The organism is Ruegeria sp. HKCCD6119 (assembly GCF_013110585.1).
Lineage (GTDB): Bacteria > Pseudomonadota > Alphaproteobacteria > Rhodobacterales > Rhodobacteraceae > Ruegeria.
In genome coordinates, this window is record NZ_WVQV01000004.1 from 277,793 (window position 1) to 299,682 (window position 21,890).

Annotated in this window: 19 protein-coding genes; 6 read left to right on the plus strand and 13 right to left on the minus strand. The window is 56.8% G+C overall.

Features of this window, described 5'->3' with window-relative positions:
- Positions 1-115: 115 nt before the first annotated feature.
- A complete protein-coding gene (zapE, locus tag GS611_RS12850) occupies positions 116-1,183 on the plus strand; it encodes a cell division protein ZapE (protein WP_171636208.1) in 1,068 nt (355 codons plus the stop codon).
- 64 nt (positions 1,184-1,247) lie between these two features.
- On the opposite strand, the gene GS611_RS12855 is transcribed toward zapE, so the two are convergent.
- From GS611_RS12855 to GS611_RS12870, 4 genes are read right to left on the minus strand one after another with little or no spacing between them, the layout of a single operon-like run.
- Positions 1,248-2,522, minus strand: coding sequence for a folylpolyglutamate synthase/dihydrofolate synthase family protein (locus tag GS611_RS12855; protein ID WP_171636209.1), 1,275 nt, complete (start codon positions 2,520-2,522; stop codon positions 1,248-1,250).
- Complete coding sequence (gene accD, locus GS611_RS12860) at positions 2,519-3,448, minus strand: acetyl-CoA carboxylase, carboxyltransferase subunit beta (RefSeq protein ID WP_171636211.1); 930 nt, start codon at positions 3,446-3,448, stop codon at positions 2,519-2,521. The genes GS611_RS12855 and accD overlap by 4 nt, the downstream gene beginning before the upstream one ends.
- 60 nt (positions 3,449-3,508) lie before the next feature.
- A complete protein-coding gene (locus tag GS611_RS12865; protein WP_171636272.1) occupies positions 3,509-4,393 on the minus strand; it encodes a CPBP family intramembrane glutamic endopeptidase in 885 nt (294 codons plus the stop codon).
- Positions 4,386-7,493: an ABC transporter transmembrane domain-containing protein gene (locus GS611_RS12870; protein WP_171636213.1), complete on the minus strand. Its 3,108-nt coding sequence runs from the start codon at positions 7,491-7,493 to the stop codon at positions 4,386-4,388. Before GS611_RS12870 ends, GS611_RS12865 begins: the two co-directional genes overlap by 8 nt.
- Positions 7,494-7,745: 252 nt before the next feature.
- Between GS611_RS12870 and GS611_RS12875 the strand changes: the two genes are divergently transcribed.
- The 3 genes from GS611_RS12875 (at position 7,746) to GS611_RS12885 (ending at position 10,483) form a co-directional block, all read left to right on the plus strand.
- Positions 7,746-8,507, plus strand: a complete 762-nt coding sequence (locus GS611_RS12875) for a DUF6478 family protein (protein ID WP_171636215.1) — start codon at positions 7,746-7,748, stop codon at positions 8,505-8,507.
- A gap of 11 nt (positions 8,508-8,518) precedes the next feature.
- Entirely contained in the window at positions 8,519-8,878 is a 360-nt protein-coding gene (locus GS611_RS12880) for a hypothetical protein (RefSeq protein ID WP_171636217.1), read from the plus strand.
- 78 nt (positions 8,879-8,956) lie between these two features.
- Positions 8,957-10,483, plus strand: coding sequence for an MFS transporter (locus tag GS611_RS12885; RefSeq protein WP_171636219.1), 1,527 nt, complete (start codon positions 8,957-8,959; stop codon positions 10,481-10,483).
- Between the two features lie 42 nt (positions 10,484-10,525).
- Here the strand turns inward: GS611_RS12885 and GS611_RS12890 are convergent, their stop codons facing one another.
- The 7 genes from GS611_RS12890 to GS611_RS12920 all read right to left on the minus strand — a co-directional run bounded on the left by GS611_RS12890 (position 10,526) and on the right by GS611_RS12920 (position 17,980).
- Positions 10,526-11,866: a S41 family peptidase gene (locus tag GS611_RS12890; RefSeq protein ID WP_171119151.1), complete on the minus strand. Its 1,341-nt coding sequence runs from the start codon at positions 11,864-11,866 to the stop codon at positions 10,526-10,528.
- 6 nt (positions 11,867-11,872) lie between these two features.
- Positions 11,873-13,003 (minus strand): murein hydrolase activator EnvC, encoded by a 1,131-nt coding sequence (locus tag GS611_RS12895; RefSeq protein WP_171636221.1) that lies wholly within the window; start codon positions 13,001-13,003, stop codon positions 11,873-11,875.
- Entirely contained in the window at positions 13,000-14,517 is a 1,518-nt protein-coding gene (gene gpmI / locus GS611_RS12900; protein WP_171636222.1) for a 2,3-bisphosphoglycerate-independent phosphoglycerate mutase, read from the minus strand. The genes GS611_RS12895 and gpmI overlap by 4 nt, the downstream gene beginning before the upstream one ends.
- 192 nt (positions 14,518-14,709) lie before the next feature.
- Positions 14,710-16,380 carry a sulfatase-like hydrolase/transferase gene (locus GS611_RS12905; protein WP_171636224.1) on the minus strand — a complete coding sequence of 557 codons (1,671 nt, stop codon included), beginning with the start codon at positions 16,378-16,380 and terminating at the stop codon, positions 14,710-14,712.
- 71 nt (positions 16,381-16,451) lie between these two features.
- A complete protein-coding gene (nqrM, locus tag GS611_RS12910; RefSeq protein WP_171636226.1) occupies positions 16,452-16,688 on the minus strand; it encodes a (Na+)-NQR maturation NqrM in 237 nt (78 codons plus the stop codon).
- 15 nt (positions 16,689-16,703) lie between these two features.
- A complete protein-coding gene (locus GS611_RS12915; RefSeq protein ID WP_171636228.1) occupies positions 16,704-17,729 on the minus strand; it encodes an FAD:protein FMN transferase in 1,026 nt (341 codons plus the stop codon).
- A 65-nt stretch (positions 17,730-17,794) separates the two neighbouring features.
- Positions 17,795-17,980: a hypothetical protein gene (locus tag GS611_RS12920; protein ID WP_170345279.1), complete on the minus strand. Its 186-nt coding sequence runs from the start codon at positions 17,978-17,980 to the stop codon at positions 17,795-17,797.
- A gap of 123 nt (positions 17,981-18,103) precedes the next feature.
- On the opposite strand from GS611_RS12920, the gene GS611_RS12925 reads away from it, so the two are divergent.
- Positions 18,104-18,628, plus strand: a complete 525-nt coding sequence (locus GS611_RS12925; RefSeq protein ID WP_171636230.1) for a CBS domain-containing protein — start codon at positions 18,104-18,106, stop codon at positions 18,626-18,628.
- A gap of 11 nt (positions 18,629-18,639) precedes the next feature.
- Here GS611_RS12925 and GS611_RS12930 read toward each other — a convergent pair whose 3' ends face one another.
- Positions 18,640-19,404 (minus strand): metallophosphoesterase family protein, encoded by a 765-nt coding sequence (locus GS611_RS12930; protein ID WP_171636232.1) that lies wholly within the window; start codon positions 19,402-19,404, stop codon positions 18,640-18,642.
- Positions 19,405-19,588: 184 nt separating this feature from the next.
- Between GS611_RS12930 and GS611_RS12935 the strand changes: the two genes are divergently transcribed.
- On the plus strand, positions 19,589-20,602 hold the full coding sequence (locus GS611_RS12935; RefSeq protein WP_171636234.1) for an NAD-dependent epimerase/dehydratase family protein: 1,014 nt from the start codon (positions 19,589-19,591) through the stop codon (positions 20,600-20,602).
- A gap of 59 nt (positions 20,603-20,661) precedes the next feature.
- Here GS611_RS12935 and nqrF read toward each other — a convergent pair whose 3' ends face one another.
- Complete coding sequence (nqrF, locus tag GS611_RS12940; RefSeq protein WP_171636236.1) at positions 20,662-21,885, minus strand: NADH:ubiquinone reductase (Na(+)-transporting) subunit F; 1,224 nt, start codon at positions 21,883-21,885, stop codon at positions 20,662-20,664.
- Between the last annotated feature and the right edge of the window lie 5 nt (positions 21,886-21,890).

Consider the following 21,890-nt stretch of genomic DNA (forward strand, 5'->3'; position numbering starts at 1 on the left):
TACTTTTGGTGTCACCGTCAATTCAGCAGATTTGCGGTCACGGATAAACAAAATTGATGTGTCGCCAAAAATGGCTTCTTTTCAACGGCCGAGGCGACGGGTAAGGCTCGGATTCATGACGGATCTTATTTCGCTTTACGAGGCCCGCATCGCGGACGGAACGCTGACACGCGACGACGCGCAAGAGGCCGTTCTGCCCCAATTCGAACGCATCCGGGCGGCGCTGTCCAAGCCGGTCAAACGCGGGCTCTTCCGCAAGGCGCCTCCGCCACCCAAAGGGTTGTACCTGTGGGGCGGTGTCGGGCGTGGGAAATCCATGCTGATGGACATGTTCGTCGATACGCTGGGCAATATCCCGGCACGACGCGTGCATTTTCACGCTTTCATGCAGGAAATTCACGCCGGAATGCACAAGGCCCGGCAACAGAATGTCGAGGATGCCCTGGCACCGGTGGCGAAAGAGGTGGTCAATTCAGTTCGCTTGCTCGCGTTTGACGAAATGCAGATCACCGACATTACGGACGCAATGATTGTCGGGCGGCTGTTTGACTTGTTGCACGAAGGCGGCGTGGTCGTGGTTACCACGTCGAACAGGCATCCCGACGATCTGTACAAGGATGGGCTGAACCGGCAGCTGTTCCTGCCGTTCATCGCGCATATCAAAGAGCAGTTGCAGGTGTGGGAATTGGTGTCGCCGACGGACTATCGGCAGAACCGGTTGGAGGGTGCCCCGGTCTATTTCACTCCGATTGGCCCAGAAGCCCGGCAGAAGATCAGAGAGGTCTGGACAGATCTTGCCGGTGGACCCGCTGATCCGCTTGTGCTGCACGTCAAAGGCCGGGCCGTTGAATTGCCCGCCTTTCGCAACGGGGTCGCGCGGGCTTCATTCTATGATCTGTGTGGCCGCATGCTTGGGCCGGGTGATTATCTGGCGATCGCCGAAGAGGTAAAAGTGCTCGTGCTTGAGGACATCCCACGCCTGTCGCGCAACAATTTCAACGAGGCCAAACGTTTTGTCACCCTGATTGATGCGCTTTACGAAGCCAGGGTGCGTTTGATCTGCTCGGCTGCAGCGGAACCCGAGATGCTGTATGTCGAAGGCGAAGGAACCTTCGAATTTGAACGCACGGCATCACGCCTGCGTGAAATGCAGGATCAGGATTGGGGGCGACAGGGACACTGATCCGCCCGTATCGCCCGCGCCCCATCCAAGACAGTGTCAGCCAGATCATGAGGTTGGCACGCGCCTACGCGTTTTCTTGCAGAATTTTCCCAGCCAGATAGAGCGAGCCGCAGATCAGAACCCGCGCCTGCGGGTCATTGTCCGCAATCACTTTCAATGCGTCCGCCACGCTGTCGGCGGTGGATGCGGGAAGGTTGACCCTGGCCGCAGCCGCAGCGGTTTCTTCCGCGCTGAGCGTTGCGGTCTCACCCGGAATGGACACGGCTGTCAGACTTGTCGCTTTCTCTGCCAGAGGTGCAAGATACCCTGTCACATCCTTGGTGTTGAGCATGCCGCAGATCATGTGCGTGGGTTTTTGCGGCAGGTTCGTCAGTACATCCGCCAACGCGATTCCGGCGGCGGCGTTGTGACCACCATCCAGCCAAATCTCGGCATGCGGCGCCTGATCGACAAGCGGGCCGGATTTCAGACGCTGCATTCGCGCCGGCCATTCGGCCTTGGTCACGGCAGCTTCGTATGCGTCGTCGCCCATGTTCAGATGGCGCAGAACAGCCAACGCTGCGCCCGCATTCTGAATCTGATGTGCGCCCAGAAGGTTGGGCAGAGGCACATCCCGTAAACCGGTTTCGTCCTGATAGATCAGACGCCCGTTTTCTTCCTGCACGTGCCAGTGCTGACCATGAACCAACAAAGGCGCACCCAATCGGGCGGCCGTGTATTCGATGACCTCAAGCGCTTCGTCCTGTTGCGGGCCGACAATGCACGGAACGCCGGGCTTGATGATGCCCGCTTTTTCCGCCGCGATCTTGCCCAAAGTATCACCCAGGAACTGTTCATGGTCGATGGATACGGGGGTAATAACCGTGACGGCCGGGTTTTCGATCACGTTTGTGGCGTCCAGGCGCCCACCCAGCCCGACCTCGAGCAATGTGAAATCTGCCTTGGCGCGGGAAAAGGCCAACAGGGCGGCGCATGTTGTGATCTCGAAATAAGTGATGTTTTCGCCGCCATTCGCAGCGTAGCATTCATCCAGAACCGCCGTCAGTTCTGGCTCCGAGATCAGCTCTCCGGCCAATCGAATACGTTCATGAAAACGGGCCAGATGCGGCGAGGTATAGGCGTGTACCGAGCGCCCTGCCCTTTCTAGACCCGCTCTGATCATCGCCTGAGTCGAGCCTTTGCCGTTGGTCCCGGCAATATGAATGACCGGCGGCAATTTCAACTGCGGATTGTCCAATGCCGCCAGCAGACGCCAGACACGGTCCAAGGTCAGATCAATGATCTTGGGGTGCAGCGCCATCATCCGGTCGAGGATGGCGTCGGACGTCCTGGCCGTCATTTCTGATCTGTCTCTTCGGCGGGGAGTTCTGTTGCGTCGGTTGGTTCCGGTGCCGGCAGATCGCCCATGATCGCCGGCGGCAGATTCATCAGCATCCGCGTGATGGTAATCAGTTCATCGCGCATTTCGGTACGTCTGGTGACACGGTCCAGCATCCCGTGATCCAGCAGGTATTCGGCGCGTTGAAAGCCTTCGGGCAGTTTTTCGCGGATCGTCTGCTCGATCACGCGAGGTCCGGCAAAGCAGATCAGCGCATTGGGTTCCGAGATATGGACATCGCCCAGCATCGCATAAGACGCAGTAACGCCACCGGTTGTCGGATGAGTCAGCACCACGATATATGGTAGGTTGGCTTCCTTCAGCATCTCGACTGCCACGGTGGTGCGCGGCATCTGCATCAGGCTGAGGATACCTTCCTGCATACGGGCGCCACCGGCTGCCGAGAACAGGATCAGCGGCCGTTTGAGTTTTACCGCCTCCTGCGCGGCGGCGATGATCGCGTTGCCGACATACATGCCCATCGATCCGCCCATGAACGAAAAGTCCTGCGCGGCGGCCACAATGGGGGTGCGGCCAATTTCACCCAAGGCAACCAGCATGGCTTCCTTTTCGCCGGTCTTCTTCTGCGCTGCTTTCATGCGGTCGGGGTATTTCTTCTGATCGCGGAATTGCAACGGGTCGTCTTTTGGCGCGGGCACTTCAAGTTCGGTAAAGATGCCGCCGTCAAACAAGTGCTTGAACCGCTCACGCGGTGTGATCGCCATGTGGTGGTCGCACTGTGTGCAGACATTCTGGTTTTCCGCCAGCTCGCGATGGAACAGCATCGTTCCGCATTCGTCGCATTTGTGCCAGAGGTTTTCAGGCACTTCGCGGCGTGAGAAGATCGAGTTGATCCGGGGGCGGACGTAGTTTGTGATCCAGTTCATGTCGGAACCTTGGCTTGTGCGGTGTTGACGTCAAATAGGACGCCACGGAAGGAATTGCAATCAACGCCTGAGCGCAAGTCGCGCGGCCAGCCAGCAAACGAACATCACGGCAAGGTCCACCAGAAGCCAGGGACGAAGCTGTTCGGCATCAGATGCATCAAACGGAAGGGTGTACAGCGCCAGCCCGTTCAGGTTGTCCGGCAACGAGATGAACAGCAACGCAATGATGTTGTTGAAAAAATGCAAGGCGATAGCTGGCCCCAATGTTCCCGCCCGTGCCGTTAGGTCCGATGTCAGCAGACCGAAAACGCAAGCCCACAGCGCAATCAGCAACGCGTTGTCGCCAGCCATGTCCGGTGTGTAATGTCCAATTGCAAACAGGATGGATGGTACCCCCATCCAGATGACAGGCGATTGGAATCTGGCTGCCAGGGTTTGCTGAATATAGCCTCTGAACAACAGCTCTTCGGCGCTGGTCTGCACCAGAACAACCAAGGCCGAAACCGGCAAAAGAAGAAGCCAGGTTGACAATGGCAGGTTCTGCGACAGAGATCCGCCAAAGCCATAAGGCGGCAGCAGGAACCCGACAACGCCCAAAATAAGAAGTGCTTTCAACACTTTAAGGAATTGGCCCGCAGCCAATCGGTACCCGCCCACGATGGACACCAAAGACCTGTGCTGAACCTGCCGCGCGGCGACGGCCACGCCCAGAATGATGAATCCGAAACTGGCCAACAGCAACAGCAGCGCGAGGGGTGAACCGCCCAACAGAAGCGTCTGCGCCCAGTTTTCCGGACCCATCCCGGCAACCACGGTAAAAAATACCATGTTCAGAACGCTGACCAGCACGGCAACCAGCAAGAGCCCCAGCAACAGGCGCCAGATTTCCGGTTTGCCGCGTGCGGTTTCGACCAGATGGTCATGAGCGGAATATGCTTCAGGCATTTTCACCCGTGCTTTCCTGAATCGCCTGATCCGTAATAGTCGGGAGCAGCTCCTCGGGGTTCTGCGCCGCATTGATTCTTGTGGACAACGTAGTCAGATATCCCGCAACAGTCTGTAGCAATTGCGTAGCAACCGAAGCGTCGCTTTCGACCACGGCACGCAGTTCCTCGGCGCCGATACGCAGGAACCTGCAATCTTCGGTGGCGACCAGATCCAGTTGTCTGGGCTCTCCTGTTATGATCGAAAGATCACCGATCAGCCGCCCGGGTTCGATGATCGAGATCGGGCGTTTTTTTCCATCATCCGTGGGCCAGTCCAGCCTGGCCTGCCCTGAGACGCACAGATACGCCGCGTCGGGCGCCTGACCACGCGAGAAAATGACTTGCCCCGCTGCTGCTTCGTACCATTGCGCTGAGAACGCCAACAACCGCTGGTTGCGGCCATCCACGCCGGAAAACAACTCGGTCGCCGAAATGATTTCGAGCTTGCGGCTCAGATCGTCCGACGTGCTGTCTTCTTGCGGGGATTTGGATCGTGACACACCATCGATACGGCCATCCTTGATTTCCACAAACAGATCATACGCTTCGGGATGTGCAAAGTGATCTTCCATAAAGATCATAATGGAATCCGGCAACAATTCCCGCAGTTTCAGGCGGGTGCGCAACCGGCTTTCGGAATCGTGACTTGCCAGGGCCCTGTCCAGAATCAGGACGTCAGGCCGTTTGATACCCGCGCGTGAGAATGCGGCACGCTCCTGAAAGACGGTCGGCAGATTGTTCCCGCCCAGGCCTGCTGCCAGATCGTAGATGATGGCAGCTGCACGGCGTCGCAGGCCGGCTTCGTTCATGGCTTCGGCCACAACGTCTTCTATTTCGTCCGCGTGTGCACCGGCCATCAACGAAACCCGACCGTAGATCGCATTTTCCATCGCGGTCAGACGTGGCACATAGATGTCCGGCGCAACTGACATGAACATGCCGCCCATCGCGTCCAGCAGCCGCTTAGCCTGACTTTTGCGGATGGCAAGAATCTTTTCCTTGTATTCTTCCGGGAAGTTTGGGCCGATCTGCTCGGCCGTCAACAGGAACGGTACCGTCAATAGCAATGCGCGCTCCTGGTCGCTCACGGCCATATCACCCTTGGCTTTGCGCCGTTCTTCGATATCCAGCAATTTGTGATACATGTCCTTGGACATGCCAAGCCTCAGGAAAAGCGGGTGATCCGCCCCGTCCCGCCCGAAGGTCTTGCTGAGCGTGTCCATGACGGCCTGAGAAATGCTGATCACGTCGTCAACCAGATCATGGGCGCTGAGCATCTGAACGAACCGTTCGTCACCCGCCAGTATATCCGGAGAAATGTCCTTGGATGGCGCCGCGAACAACAAGTTTCCGCCCAGCGGAACTGCCGGGTTAAAGCGATCAGGGTCGAAACGGTACACATATCGATCAAGCCCCTTTTCTGCCAAGCGCTCGGCGATGGTCCCTCGTAAATTGACAACTTCCTGTGCCAGGACCGGGTGAATTTCCGGGTCGAACTGCGTACGCAAAGTGCGGCGGAACATGAACTCGTCGATGCCCATCGCTTCCACCAGCTGGAACCACCAGTCACGTATGTCGTCGATATCGTCAAGACCGGCGAGACCCGGGTCAATCCATTCATCGTCCAGAGAATCCGGTGAATTGCCTGCACGAACAGCTTCGATCTGCCACCGCGTCGGGGCCTTGAGCATATCTGCTTGATGTCGTGGATGCGTGCGCAAAGGCATCATGAGGTTGTCGCCCAATGTGCCGTCAAACAGGTAAGGGCGCGAATAGGCATAGCCGATCCGGGCCGCGATGACGGCCTGATGCAGACCCCGCAGATTATGCCCCGCTATTATCACCTCACCCTGAGCCGGCAACACCTCACGAGTCAAAAGCTGTCCCAACGCACTGCGTTCCGACGCCTGTCCAGACTGAATTGCGACGCGCGCGCCACGCGGAATGGTCAGATCAAGATCTTCGAGAACGGTTTTCCCATCGCTGTCGCGAACCGTCACATTTCGCAGCTCGATGTCGCCAGTCAGACGCGGGATGGTTTCAGGTTCTCCCTCGAACAGCTCTTCCGGTATCATGTTGTCAGGCGCAAATCTTTCGGTGACGATTTCCCAACGCAAAGACATGTCCTGCACCTGGTTGTAATAGGTCAGCAGATCCTTCCATGGGCCGCTCAGATCCTTGTAGGCGCCCAATGCGGCAACCAGCGCACCTACGGTCACCTCACCGGTAATCGCCAGATATCCTCCCACTGAATAAAACAGGAAGGGTGTCATCTGAGTTATCAGGTTGTTAAGGAACTTCATGAAGAATTTTTTGTTGTAGATCTTGAAACGGATCTCGAACAGTTTCCCTAGCCGATGGCTGAATTGCGCAAGGCGATAGCGCCACCCTCCGTTGGTACGCAGATCGCTGATACCTGCCGCAGTTTCGCCGATCTCCGAGCTCAGACGTCGGACTTCCTGAATGCGGTCCTTGTTTAGAAGGTTGATCTGCCGCTGAAGCTTGGGGATCAGCCAGGCCTGAAGCGGGATCAGCGCGATACTGGCAAGTCCGAACCAAACGCTTTGCATGAACAGGAAGGTGACGATCGTCATCATCTGGCCGAACTGGAAAACCGGCTGCGCGATGGCATCCCCCATCAGGCCACCCATCGGTTCGGCCTCGGACGTGATCATCGATACTAGCTCACCCTGGCTGGTGGTCGCAAAATAGGATTTCGGAAACCGCATCGACCGTTGAAACAACGTATAGCGCAGGCGCCGCAGCATGCGCTCGGCAAGGACGCCCTTCATCGTGTTGATGCGCATCTTCATGACACCGCTCACGATCACCGTCGCCAGGAACGCAACACACAGTATCATTAGATACTGAACCTGCGTCACGGTGAAGTTCCAGATGGTTACCGTGTCACCCGGCGCGCCGATTGCGTCGTTGATGATCTGTTTGGGAAGTTCCAGCGAGGCGTAAAGAAACGGGAACGACAGGACCGTCAGCAGAAGTAGAACAAGTTGCTGTTTCTTCGAATATTTCCAAATGAAGGCAAATAAAGTGGACTCCATAACCTGGCCTTGTCATGCGCTAAACTGTTGTGTGGCTGTTCTTGGGATGACCCACTTTGCAGGAGCCAAACGGTAAGCACTGACCCGGTACATTGCAAGAATAGACCAGTTCAGTTTCAGCATGTTGCGCCTATCCAAATTGTGGTCAGACCCCAACAGGAAAACACAAGGCTTCGATAGCAATTCCGTTATTACGGTTTTGTTCATGCCGTTGTCCTTGACTAAGGCCGGGCATTATCGGACGACGTGGCCATGGGCAGGATTCTGGATCGCTATATTCATCGCAAGACTCTGGGGCGCTGGCGTCGGGCCGCGCATCAGGCGCCGTATGCCAGCCAGGCAGATTTGCGCTTGCAACGGGATCAGGCCCGCAGTTTGCGCAGGCATCTTGATCATTTAATTCAGCAGGCAGACAGTCGCTTGATCCGGCCGACGATTGGGTCCACACAGTTTCCCAAACCCGTCGGAACAGACTGGAGCTGCCGTCCCGACCTATGGCGTGCGCCCCTCACGCAACCGGGTGTGGCTTCGGCACCGCGAAAGACCGTCCTGGACAGTCAGGTCAGCGTGTTCCACGATTGCCCGTTTTCTGAAATTGCCGTGCGGCAAGTCCGAAACAGAGAGGACAGAGATTTGGCTCCGTTCAGTCTCGTGATCGAGGCTTTCAGCTTTGGGGGGTCCTTCCTGTCCGTTTCGGTTGAATTGCCTGAGGACGCTGCAATTCACCTGACGCGCGAGCATCTTGTGAGGCTGGAAACCCTGATCGAGTGTGAAAAGCCATCGGGCGTTTTCGCGCGCCTCAACATTCAGCACGGGCCCAATATGGAACAGGTGTTGCGACGCCTTGATCCCGGCGAGGTATCAAAGGCCGTGGATTTTGATCTGGCGCATCTCCCCCTGAATGAGCGCAGGATCGAAAAAATCTGGCTGGATTTGATTTTTGAAACGCCCGAGATGAATCGCATGGTGGTGCGGGATCTTACGTTTTGCCGTTTTCATCGCGCCGATTTGTGAGAAGATCAGTCATGACGCAGACCAAGCTAACCTTCATACGGTTCGAAAACGGAATCTGGCAAGGTCACATTCAAGCCAGCAGTACGCCTAACCCCGAGGTAAGCTATCAGGGCGAAACCCTGAGCAATGTTGACCTGTCGCCCGCAGCAGACGGATGGGACTTGCGCATACAGGTGCCTGTTGCAGCCCTATCCGAAGGCGTGCACACGTTCGTCGTTGCAGATGCAGCCACAACCGAGAAACTGGGAAGCTTCACGGTGATTGCCGGTGAGCCCGCCGCAGATGACCTAAGGGCCGAAATTGATTTGCTGCGGGCTGAACTGGATATGCTGAAACGCGCTTTCCGCCGGATCTGCCGCGACGACCCCTGATCCGTTCCGGCTGGTTTTCCTGTCAATCTTTCAAAATTCGTGCATCATTGGCGTTTTCAGAACGGATCGCGCCTTATCATGGATCGCAGCAGCATAGTCAAAGTCATCGCTTTGATGGTTACCGGATTTGGTATCGGTATTGATTTTACCGGCGCCCTGATGCTGGTGCCTGCGATCGAAAGCAGCTTTGACGCCGATATCACCAGCACCCAATGGGTTCTGAACATCTATGCCTTGTTTTTTGCCATGACCATGGTCGCAGGCGGGCGACTTGGCGACATGTACGGCCACCGCAGGATGATGCTTTTTGGCCTGTCGATCTTTCTGTTTTCCTCAGTCATGTGCTTTGTTTCGCCCAGTCTTGATTTTCTTGTCATTGCGCGTGCGCTGCAAGGCATCGGCGCGGGTTGTGTATGGCCCTGCACGCTGGCCTTCGGGGCAACCAAAGTATCAAAGCCAGAACATCGAGCCTTGGTGATGGGGCTAATTCTGGCAGGTGTGACCACCGGCAATGTGTTTGGTCCGATGATAAGCGGATTGGCCGTGAACTTGGGAGAGTGGCGCTACTTTTTCCTCGCCAATGTGGTCTTTTCCTGCATTTCGATGGCCACCGCGCTGATCCTGATGGAGCGCGAAGCACAGCACAAACCGGATGAACACCTCGACCTCGCCGGGATGGGTGTGTTGTCTTTTGCCGTTTTGCTGCTGCTTTACGGTTTGGATGTGGGCGCGGACTGGGGGTGGACGTCCGTCCCGTTGTTGATGCTGTTTTTCACCAGCGCTGCGCTTTTCATTCTGTTCCCCAAAGTCGAGAAACGCGTGACAGAGCCACTGCTTTTGCCGCAGATGATGCAAAACCGCGAGTTTCGCATCACCCTTGGCCTGAACATGTTCAACGTGTCCGCGGCATTTGTGGGGCTGCTGTATTTTCCCCAATACATGCAAAAGGTGCTGGGCTGGTCGACGTTTGAATCGGCACTGGGCTTGGCGCCGCTGACCGTGTTGCTTGCCGTGGGATCAATTGTTTCGGGTACGCTTTACAATGATTTCGGCCCCAAGCGGCTGCTGTTTTGGGGATATCTGATCGCAACGATCGGCGCTGCGACCATTGTCGTGCTGCCCGGTGATCTGGGGTACTTTCGCATCCTGCCCGGCATGGCGATGATCGGGCTGGGCGCAACTTTGACGGTTGGGCCGTCAGGCACTGCTGCAATGTGCGCCGTAAAGCCGGAACGGGCTGGGCTGGTTGGCGGCCTGAGTTTCATGACCCACCTGGTTTACGGCGCAATCTCTGTCGCCTGTGCCACGGCCATCATGTACGTCGTCAGCCTGTCTGAGCTTCGCCAGTATGTGGCCGCTTCGGGCATCAAGTTGACCGAAGCAGAGCTTCGCACGATCAATGGCGGAACACTTGATACGCCGTCCGCCCACGCGGTAATAAGCCGGTTGTCATCCAGCGAGGCAGAGACGGTTCAACGGGCATTGTCGGCGGCGTTTGACAGCGGGATGAGTATGGCTTTCGTCTTTTCGGCCTTGTCCGTCTCGGTCGGTCTCGTTCTGGCGCTGCTTCTCGACGAAAAGAAACTGCACCGGATCGAAAGCTGAAGTCGGGAGCCAAGGGCTGCGACACCCGCAGCCCTTACCGTTTTACTGTGACGGCCCGTTGGGGTTGAAGGCCGATAGTCCCTTCAGGATATCGATGGCATAGGCCAGCTGGTAATCCTCTTCCCTCAGCTCTGCGGTTGCCTCGGCCTTGGCGCGATCTTCTTCTATCTGGCGGATCTCATCTTCGCTCAGGCTGTCATTGTTGAGGCTGCCGCGCAGATCGGCCTCGGAGCGCGAACGGGCGTTGGTTTCTTCCTCTTCCGGTTCTGGCGCCGGACGGGGTTGTTCCACGATAATATCAGGGCTGACACCCAGAGCTTGAATCGACCGCCCCGATGGGGTGTAATACCGGGACGTGGTCAGGCGCATCGCACCATCACCCCGCAGCGGCATCACTGTCTGAACCGACCCTTTGCCGAAGCTTTTGGTGCCGACGACGATGGCCCGGCGATGATCCTGTAGCGCGCCCGCGACGATTTCAGATGCCGAGGCCGAACCACCATTGATCAACACGACAATGGGTTTGCCTTCCGCCAGATCGCCGGGGGTGGCATTGAAACGCTCACCCTCTTCCGGGTCCCGTCCACGGGTCGAGACGATTTCCCCTTCGTTCAGGAACGCATCCGAAACTTTGATGGCCTGTGTCAACAGACCGCCCGGGTTGTTGCGCAGGTCCAGTACGACACCATTGACCTTGTCGATGCCACCAGCTTCTTCGATCTGTTCCTTCAACCCTTCCTGTAGGTTGGGGAAAGTCTGATCATTAAAGGTCGTTACCCGCAGGACGACACTTGTGCCTTCGGTGCGGGCGCGAACGGCGGTCAGCTTGATCGTGTCACGGATAATGGTGACATCGAAGGGATCAGGTTCGCCTTCGCGCACGACGGTAATAACAATCTCGGAGCCGACCGGCCCCCGCATCAGATCCACCGCCTTGTCCAGCGTCAGGCCCAGAATGCTTTCGCCATCCACATGTGTGATGAAATCTCCGGCTTCGATCCCGGCCTCGTCAGCGGGTGTGTCGTCGATGGGAGACACGACTTTGACAAAACCGTCTTCCTGCGTGACCTCAATACCCAGTCCACCGAACTCGCCCCGGGTCTGCACGCGCATCTGTTCGGCATCATCGGGCGACAGATAACTGGAATGCGGATCAAGAGAGGTCAGCATACCATCGATTGCCGCCTCGATAAGTTCTTCAGGCTCGACCTCTTCGACATATTGCGCACGGATGCGTTCAAAAATGTCACCGAACAGGTCAAGCTGTTCATAGACGCTGGCCTTGTTCACAGCCTCTTGCGCCAGCAGTGGGCCTGCGATCTGCGTAGTCGCAAGAATACCTGCCACAGTTCCGGCCAAACCGGCCATCACAAATTTCTTCATACTCGTTTATCCATCCTTGTCGGTCCGAAACCAAGTTTCCGGGTCCACCGGGGTGTTGTCTTCTCTTACCTCTATATAGAGCGTTTCTGGACGATCAGTTCCAGTGCCATCACCGCTTGTTGACAATATTGCGCCGATTTCCGGCGTTTCACCCGGCATCAGGCCGACCGGAGTGCCTTTGGGGATCACCTGCCCGGGTTGACCATAGACCTCTTGCAAGCCCGAAAACACGAACAACAGGCCCGGTTGCGGCTCCAGAATGACAAGGTTTCCCAAATCCAGCAGTGGCCCGCGATAACGGATCGTGGCCGCAGTGGGGGATGTTACAAGCGCACGGGAACGGGTGCCGATGACTAGACCAGCGCGGGCGACCCCTGCGGCGTCCGGTTCACCGGCCTTGTGCAGCAGAATGCCCTGCACCGGCAAGGGAATCTGTCCTTTCTGATCCAGGATGCTTGCGTCGGTTTCAATGATCTCGCCTTCTGAAATCTCTGACAGACCGCTTGCAAAACCATCCAGAGTCTCGGTCGAAGAAATCAGAATGGCCGTGCGCACCGGGTCTTCGACAAACCGACGCGGCAAATCAGTGCGGTCGGCAATCGCTTCGCTCAACCGCGTGCGGGCGTCCTGCACACCGCGCAGCCCTTCGGTCAAAGTTTCCGAGGCGCTTTGTTGCAGCAGACGCAGGGTCTGAACCTCTTGCAGGTCCTGTGCCAGCGCTTGCGCTTTTGCATTGAGCCCAGGCGTGACCTCGGACAGCATCATTCCGGCCCGCGCCGCGCCCAACGGGCCTGACGGGTGCAGCATCAGCACTGGCGGCGCGGTCGTTTCGATGGTCTGCAAGATGCCAAGCAACTGCCTGACGTCCTTTTCACGCGCGCTCAATTGCGCGCTCAGTTGCGCTTCGCGTGTTGCAGCCTTGCGCAGACCGGTCCGCATCGCGCTCAGCCCGGCCTCATAGGCTTGTATCGTTTTGGTCAGCGCCCGCACCCGGTCCCTTGCGCCGTCTGCTTCGCTCAGCGAGATCGACGCCTGTTCCAGCATCCTTGCCGCATCCAGTGCTGCCCGAGAAGCGTCGGTCTGGGCAAAGGCCTGACAAGCTGAAAGCAGCACAATCGCTAGGGCGGCCAGCCTCATGACAGCAGGCTTTCTCCGGTCATTTCCGGCGGTTTGGGCAGGTTCATCAAATCAAGCAGGGTCGGCGCCAGATCAGATAACCGCCCCTGACGCACCTGCGCGCCCTCTGGCCCTCCGACCAAAGCTATGGGCACCGGATTCAGCGTGTGTGCCGTATGCGGACCGCCGGTTTCCGGATCAACCATCACTTCACAGTTACCGTGATCGGCGGTGACGATCATTGCTCCACCTGCTTTTTCCAAGGCAGCAACGACCTGAGTCAACCCCGCATCAACGGCCTCGCATGCCTTGATCGCAGCTTGAAGGTCGCCGGTATGCCCGACCATATCTGGGTTGGCGTAATTGGTTACGATCAGGTCGTAACCTTGTTCGATCGCCTCGACAAACTTGGCTGTGACCTCAGCCGAGGACATCTCGGGTTGCAAATCATAGGTCGCAACCTTGGGTGATTTGGGCATATAGCGATCTTCACCTTTTTCAGGGGTCTCCTTGCCCCCGTTCAGGAAAAAAGTGACATGGGGGTATTTTTCGGTTTCAGCCAGCCGGAACTGACGCAACCCCTGCTTGGCGACCCATTCCCCGAGCGTGTTCACAATCGCCCGTTTCGGAAAAACCGCGGTCATATATGCGTTGTGACCGTCGGAATACTCTACCATGCCCAGCAGCGCCGACAGTTTCAGCCGCGGCCCGGTTTCGAACTCGGCAAAGCCCGGTTCACCAATCGCGCGCAGGATTTCACGAGCACGATCTGCGCGGAAATTTAGACAGAAAAAACCATCGCCGTCGGTGACGCCCTTGTAACCTTGCAACACGGTCGGCGTAATGAATTCGTCAGATTCAGACTGGTTGTAGGCATGGTCCACGGCGCCATGTGCGGTGTCGGCCGCCCTGCCCTTGCCGTTGATCATCGCGTCATAAGCTTCTGCGATCCGTTCCCAGCGATTATCGCGATCCATGGCGAAATAGCGACCGCTTACCGTGACGACACGTGCCCCCTCGGGCAGCCGTTCTTCCAACTGGGAAAAATAGGTCAGCGCAGATTTGGGGGCCACGTCGCGCCCATCCGTGACCGCATGCAGGGCGACCGGAACACCGGCATCCGTAATGGCCTTGGTTGCAGCGATGATGTGGTTCAGGTGCCCGTGAACACCACCATCCGAGACCAACCCCATGAGATGAGCCGTCCCCCCTGAGGATTTGACCTTGGAAATGAATGCCTGCAATGCCTCATTTCCAAAGAACGAACCGTCTTCGATGGCCAGGTCGATCTGCCCCAAATCCATGGCCACAACACGGCCCGCACCTATATTAGTATGACCGACTTCGGAGTTACCCATCTGCCCACTGGGCAGACCTACGTCCGGGCCATGCGTTGTCAGCGTGGCGTGCGGGCATTTGGCCATGATCGCGTCAAAGGTCGGCGTGTTCGCCAGATGGGGCGCATTCGCCTGTGTGTCGTCTGACACGCCCCACCCATCAAGAATGCACAGAACAACGGGTTTGGGGGTTGGCATTGAAATTCTCCGATTACTGCTCTTGGGTCTTCTTCTAGCGTCTGGTCGGCAAGGGGTGAACCATCTTTGCGGCAAATTACGCAGAATTAATCAAACGGCCTGGCGGCTTCGGCCTATCGCTGGAGGACAATGAGCCGCTGCTTTTTTCAACGCAAAGCCATCATGGTATTATCGGGGAAAACCCGGACGAGACTAGCCTTTGAGGTAACGCGTGTATGGCTTTGCCTTGCGGTTGCGATACTTGACCGTCAGTTCCAGCGGCGTGTCGTTTTCATCATAGATGCCGATCATGATGCCTGTGCCCCCGCTTCGGGTTCGCATATCGATCAACTGCTGTTCGGACCGGGTGGTGCGCTGTGACGGGCGCCGCGCCCAGGCAAACAGGTAATCGTACATTTGCGCGATGACGTCCGAATGGTCCGCGCTGTCACCCAGATCCACCAGTTCATCGGGGTCGTTTTCCAGATCGAACAGGATCGGCCTGTACCCGCCTTCGCAATGGATGAGCTTCCACTTTTCATTCGCGACCATGAACATCACCGCGTCACGAACAGATGCGTTCAGCCGCTGCGCAATGGGAGAGGCGGAATAGTCATACTCGCAGATCGCGACCTGTCGGGGCGTTTTGTCGGACTGACCATGCAGGATCGGCAGCAGAGAATGCCCTTCGAGAATATGCCCGGCCTTTTCGCCGCCTGCCAGTTCCAGAAACGTTGGCACCAGATCGATCGACTCGACCAGCGCGTCGCAGGTGGTGCCGCGCGTGACGTCCGCTTCGGGTGATGGGTCATAAATGATCAGCGGCATTTTGGTTGAGGCATCGTGGAAAAAGGTCTTTTCACCCATCCAGTGGTCGCCCAGAAAATCACCGTGATCTGAGGTCAGCACGATCATCGTGTCGTCCATCCGCCCGGTTTTCTCCATCCAGTCAAACAGGCGACCCATCTGGTCATCCGCTTGTTTGATCAGCCCCATGTAAGCTGGGATCACCGCCTCGCGGACATCCTTTCGTGAAAATGCCTGCCCGACCTTGGTGTCCATGAAGGCCTTCAGGACGGGGTGGGCATTCTTTCGCTCAGTTTCCGAGCGGACCACGGGCACGACATGTTCAGGCCCGTACATCGAAGCGTAAGGTTCCGGCACGATGTAAGGCCAGTGAGGCTTGATGTAGCTGAGGTGACAGCACCATGGTCCGTCATGGCTGTTCATGAACTCGATTCCACGGGTGGTCAGATATGGTGTTTCACTGTCCTCTTCCGCGATATTTGCAGGTTCGGATGAATTCTTCAGGAACCACCCTGACAGCACGTTGCCATCGGCATCCAGACCGGAATTGGCAAAATCATGCCACGGATTGTCGCTCTCGTACCCCTTGTCTGCTAGGTAATGGTTGTATTTCTTTGCCCCGTCCGGGTCATAGAACCCGTCCGGACCCTCTGCGCGCAACCCGTCATCGCGTTCGAACACGTCAAACCCGCATTCCGCGACGCGGGCCCCGATGATGCTGTCGGGCTCCAACCCAAGACGGGCCATCCCCTCGGCATCGGCGGCCATATGTGTCTTGCCGACCAGCCAGCAATCCATTCCCGCCTTGCGCAGGTGGTCGCCCAACGTGATCTCACCCACTTTGAGGGGAATGTTGTTCCATGAAGCCCCATGGGAATGCACATAGCGCCCGGTATAGGTCGACATACGGGAACTGCCGCAAATCGGCGATTGGATATAGGCCCGGTCAAAGCGGACACCGCGCGCGGCCAGACGATCGATATTCGGAGTATGCAGATGTGGGTGCCCGTAACAGCTCAGATAATCCCAGCGCAGCTGGTCGAACATGATGAACAGGATATTCTTTGCCTTGGCCAACGCGGCGCCTCCCCGAAAGTCATGGGGACCTAGTTAGCCACTTCCGTTCGCAGAGCGAAGCAAAACTTGCTTCAGGCCTGATGTTCCATCTGTTCCAGCATCTTCCTGGCCCGTTTGCACTGCAACTGATCGCGCAGCGGGCTGTCCGGGTCGACATCCTTTTGGCACACAACGCATTTATCGGCGCCCGAGATCGCATTCAGGCCGCCGCAGCTGCCTTTGATGGTCTTCCCCATCAGCATGACACCCAATGACATACCGACCATGACAAGCGCCAAAAGAATAAAGGACAGAATAAAAGTGCTCATCTCGGTTCCTGCCTGTCAGTTGGTTCCCAAAGCGTCTTTGAACGCGGTGCTGTGCGACGTAATATAGGCATCTTCGCCGCCTGTCACATCCCGCGAAATGAAGTACACGGCAAGTTTATACTTTTCCGCAATGTCCATTCCCTTCTCGTGACCCAAAGCCAGCATGGCCGTTGCCCAGGCATCAGCCAACATTGCGTTTTCCGCAAGAACCGTGACAGAAGTCGTGCGATGTGTAATCGGGCGTCCCGTTGTCGGATCGATGATATGCGAATACCGCACACCGTCCTGTTCGAAAAAATTCTTGTAGTCGCCCGAGCTGGCCATGCCGCGATCATCCAGGGAAACGATCAGTTGAATGCTCTGAGCGCCCGTTTCAGGCTTTTCGATGCCAATGCGCCAGGCTTCGCCCTGCTCATTCTTGCCTTTGGCAACAAGATCACCGCCGATCTCGACAAGGTAATCGTCGATACCAGCATCCTGCAAAGCGCCGGCAACCGCATCGATGCCATAGCCCTTTGCGATCGCCGAAAGGTTGATGCCCACCTGCGGATCAGCCTTCGACAGCGTGCCGGCTTCGGTGTCGAGCGTCAGCAAACGGGCCTGCCCGACGCCGCTTAACGCGGCCTCGATTTCGGGATCCGATGGCACTGGATCCTCGGGCTTGCGTGGGCCAAAGCCCCAAAGTTCGATCAGCGGGCCCAGAGTTACATCAAAAGTCCCACCGGTTTTTTCGTGCACGTCATTGGCGGCCGAAAGGACCAGTGCGAGTTCGTCCGAGACCGGAACGGGGGCTGTGCTAGTTGAAGCGGAAAAGACGGACACCTCGGATTCTGGATCCCAATTGGACATTTTGGCGTTCACCTCGGCCAGCGTCTCTTCGACAGCCGCGGCCAATGCGGCCTCATCAAGATCTTCGCCGATCGCGGTTATGTTGAAGGTCGTGCCCATTGTTTCGCCCGACAGACGAACCACCTCGGGTTCTTTGTCGAACAAACAGCCGGAAAGGAGGGTGGCAACGGCCAGTAAAGGCAAAAGACGCATCGGCGATCTCCGGGAAATTCTGTGCCCGGCATATGCCAGTGGCCCCCGCCAGAGTCAAACTGCGATCACATCTTCAGCGGCAGGAAACCCAGCACCAAAAGGCCGACCCCCGCCGGCACGCCGAACAACCACGCACGTTTTTGCCAACCCGGCGGCTGTTGCTTCCACGCCATGCGGAAATTGTGGCCACAAACAACAACGGCAAAGAAGATCAATGCCGCTATGGGTGGAGTAAGATAGAGTTCACTCAATGGCTTGAACGTCCTTTCCGGGCCCGCGTTTTTGCCGATCGGCGCAATTGCACCCTATACAGGTCGTTTAGCTGCGCTAAGGTGAAAGGGAAAGACTTTGCAAGAACCACAAGGAGATTGCCCATGGCTCCAACCTCTTACCAGTCGCCTTCGCGTGGCGACAAGGCTGACAAGACGACGTACAGCCAGTCTGCGGAATCGAACCTGTCGCATTCGCAGACAACCGTGGCCAGACTGCTTGAAGGTAAAGGGGACGCGGTGTTTTCGGTGCGGCCAAATGACACGATCCATTCCGTGGTTAACACGCTGAAGGAAAAACGGATCGGCGCTGTTCTCGTGACGGATCAGAACGGGGCATTGCAGGGGATTTTGTCAGAGCGCGACATCGTTCGGCGCATGGCAGACACACCCGGCCAGACCCTTCCGCAATCGGTCGAAGACCTCATGACCAGGGATGTTAAGACCTGCACACCGGATGATCTGCTGAATGAAGTTCTGAAAACAATGACCGAGGGTCGTTTTCGCCATATGCCGGTGCTGCGCGACGGCAATTTGTGCGGCGTCATCACGATCGGAGACGTTGTCCACTTCCGTCTCAAAGAGTTGGAATATGAAGCGCTTCGCATGAAGCAAATGATCGTCGGTTAAAGGCCCACTGTTCATCCGGTCGAGGTGAACTGAACACTTCCGGCGTTGATCTCGGCGGCTGTCAAACGACCCGAAGCGAAAGCGCCCGTGTCGATCGATACCACCCGGTTCCTGATCCGGGGCAGGTCCACGATGGTGTGGCCATGCACCACCCATTGGCCATCGCTGCGGGCCAGCCTGGGAAACATGGGATGTCCCCAGAGGCAAATCTGGCGATCCTGGGCCTCAGTCGGATGTCGGGGGTCCAGCGCCGCATGAACGAATGTGACGTTGCCGGTAGTCCAGGTCAAAGGCCGGTCAGCTAGCCAGTTGATCAGGCTTTCCCCCATCTTCAGGCGAAGATCATCCGCCAGTTTTCGAACCTGCTGGTAGTTGTCGATATCCCCGGGCGGTTTCAGCCCGAAAGACGCCAACGTGTGCACACCCCCATTTTGAAACCAGAGCCGGGCGTTGCCTTCCGGCACCTCCAGGAATTGCAACAGAAACTCTTCGTGGTTTCCAAGAAGACACTGAACGCGTCCTCCTGACGTCTCGCTCAGGTGAAACAGGTGGCGCAGCACCTGCGCGCTGTATGGCCCTCGGTCGATGTAATCTCCGACAAAGACCAGCAAGCTCTGATCGTCCAGTCTGGGCAACAACGCCTGCAACAAGTCCAGACGACCGTGGATATCGCCCACGGCCGTCACTTTCTCGGCCGGAGCGATGTCGCAAGACACTGCATTCGTTGTCCGCCCCGCCGTGCGGTCGAACCACCGTCTGATCCAGTTCGTAATCATACACGTTGATCCCTATCCTTCTCGCCCATTGGCGGCAATGAGCATCTGATTGAATCAGCAAAGAGTTGACCAATGACGTCTGGATGTTCGATATGACCTTCGGCGCAGTTCAAAATGTTTGACCCGGCATCACGGGAAGAACCTTTTGTTCAGCGATGATCGTGCAGGGCGTTTTGAGGGTTCTATGAAACGGGTTTTGATTACGGGCTCTGCGGGGTTCATCGGGTTCCATCTGGCAAAGCGGCTGTTAGAGGAAGGGTTCCGCGTGCATGGATACGACGGGATGACGGATTACTATGATGTGGTCCTGAAACAGCGTCGGCATCAAATTCTGCTTCAGACACCCGGGTTCACGGCAACCGAGGATCGGTTGGAAAATTTTGATCGGTTGATGCAGGTCGCCGAAGAATTTCAGCCGGAAGTCATCGTTCATCTGGCGGCTCAGGCCGGTGTGAGACACAGTTTGGAACATCCCCGCAGCTATGTTGAATCGAATGTCGTTGGAACATTCAACGCGATGGAAATTGCACGGCAACATAAGGTGGATCATCTTTTGATGGCATCGACCTCCTCCATCTACGGTGCCAACGAGGACATGCCCTTCACCGAGACGGAAAAAGCCGACACCCAGCTTACCATCTATTCCGCGACAAAAAAGGCGAATGAGGCGATGGGGCATTCCTATGCCCATTTGTGGGATTTGCCGACGACCATGTTCCGCTTCTTTACCGTCTACGGCACCTGGGGACGACCGGATCTGGCGTATTTCAAATTTGTCGCCGCCATCCTGGATGGTCGCCCGATCGACATTTACAATCACGGCGACATGTACCGGGATTTCACCCATGTCCAGGACCTTGTACGCGGCATCAGATTGCTGATCGATGTGCCTCCGGTGCGGCCAGCCAGCCGTGAGGATATCGAGGACGGAGACAGCCTGTCGCCCGTCGCGCCCTATCGCATCGTGAATATCGGCAACGGCGAAAAAGTGCGCCTGATGGATTTCATCGAAGCCATCGAACAGGCCGTGGGGCAGAAGGCGATCAAGAATTTCATGCCGATGCAGATGGGTGATGTTCATGCCACTTGGGCGGACAATCGGCTGCTACAAAGACTGACGAACTATCGCCCCCAGACAGATCTGAAAGACGGTATCACACAATTCGTCGCGTGGTATCGAGAGTATTACGGAAAATAACGCAGGCTTACCGCCAAATGAAAGAACCGGCGTCTTCAACGCCGGTTCTTTTTTGTTCCTTAGCCGCCGAAATCGTCGAGCATGATGTCTTCGCGGTCCACGCCCAGATCCAGCAGCATGTTGATGACCGACTGGTTCATGATTGGCGGACCACACATGTAGTATTCGCAATCCTCAGGCGCGGGATGGTTCTTGAGGTACTCTTCGAACAATACGTTGTGGATGAAGCCGGTATAGCCTTTCCAATTGTCCTCGGGCTGCGCGTCCGACAAGGCCACATGCCACTCGAAATTGTCGAATTCTTCAGCCAGACTGTCGAAGTCTTCGACAAAGAACATCTCTTTCTTCGACCGCGCACCGTACCAGAAGCTGATCTTGCGGTTGCGGTTCTGAAGACGCTTGAGCTGATCAAAGATATGGCTGCGCATTGGGGCCATACCGGCGCCGCCGCCAATAAAGACCATCTCTTTGTCAGTTTCGCGGGCAAAGAACTCGCCGAATGGGCCTGAAATGGTGACCTTGTCACCCGGCTTCAGGTTGAAGATGTAAGACGACATCTGACCCGCCGGAATGCCTTCGGACCCCGGCGGCGGCGAGGCCACGCGGACGTTCAGCATGATCATGCCCTTTTCGTCCGGGTAGTTGGCCATCGAATAGGCGCGCTCGATGGGTTCGGTCACCACCGATTCATATTGCCACAGATTGAAGCGATCCCAATCCTCGCGATATTCCTCTTCAATGTCGAAATCCGTGTATTTCAACTGGTGTGCAGGTGCTTCGATCTGGATGTAGCCACCGGCGCGGAAGTTCACATCCTCACCCTCGGGCAGGTCCAGGATCAACGCCTTGATGAAGGTCGCTACGTTTTCGTTCGACCGAACGGTACATTCCCATTTCTTGACGCCGAAGACTTCTTCCGGAACTTCGATATCCATGTCCTGCTTGACCGCCACCTGGCAAGACAGGCGATCACCACATGACGCTTCACGTTTCGTGATATGGCTTTCTTCGGTCGGCAGGATCGATCCGCCCCCCGAATGCACCCGCACCCGACACTGCGCACAGGTGCCGCCGCCACCGCAGGCCGAAGGGACAAACAGCTTCTCGGCAGCCAGCGTCTGTAGCAGCTTCCCACCTGCCGGAACGGAAATGGTCTTTTCGCCGTTGATCGTAATGTTGACGTTTCCGGTCGATACCAGCTTGGATCGGGCGGCCATGATGATGGCCACCAATGCCAGAACGATTACGGTGAAAAGAGCTACGCCTAAGGTAAAGGTTTCCATCAACG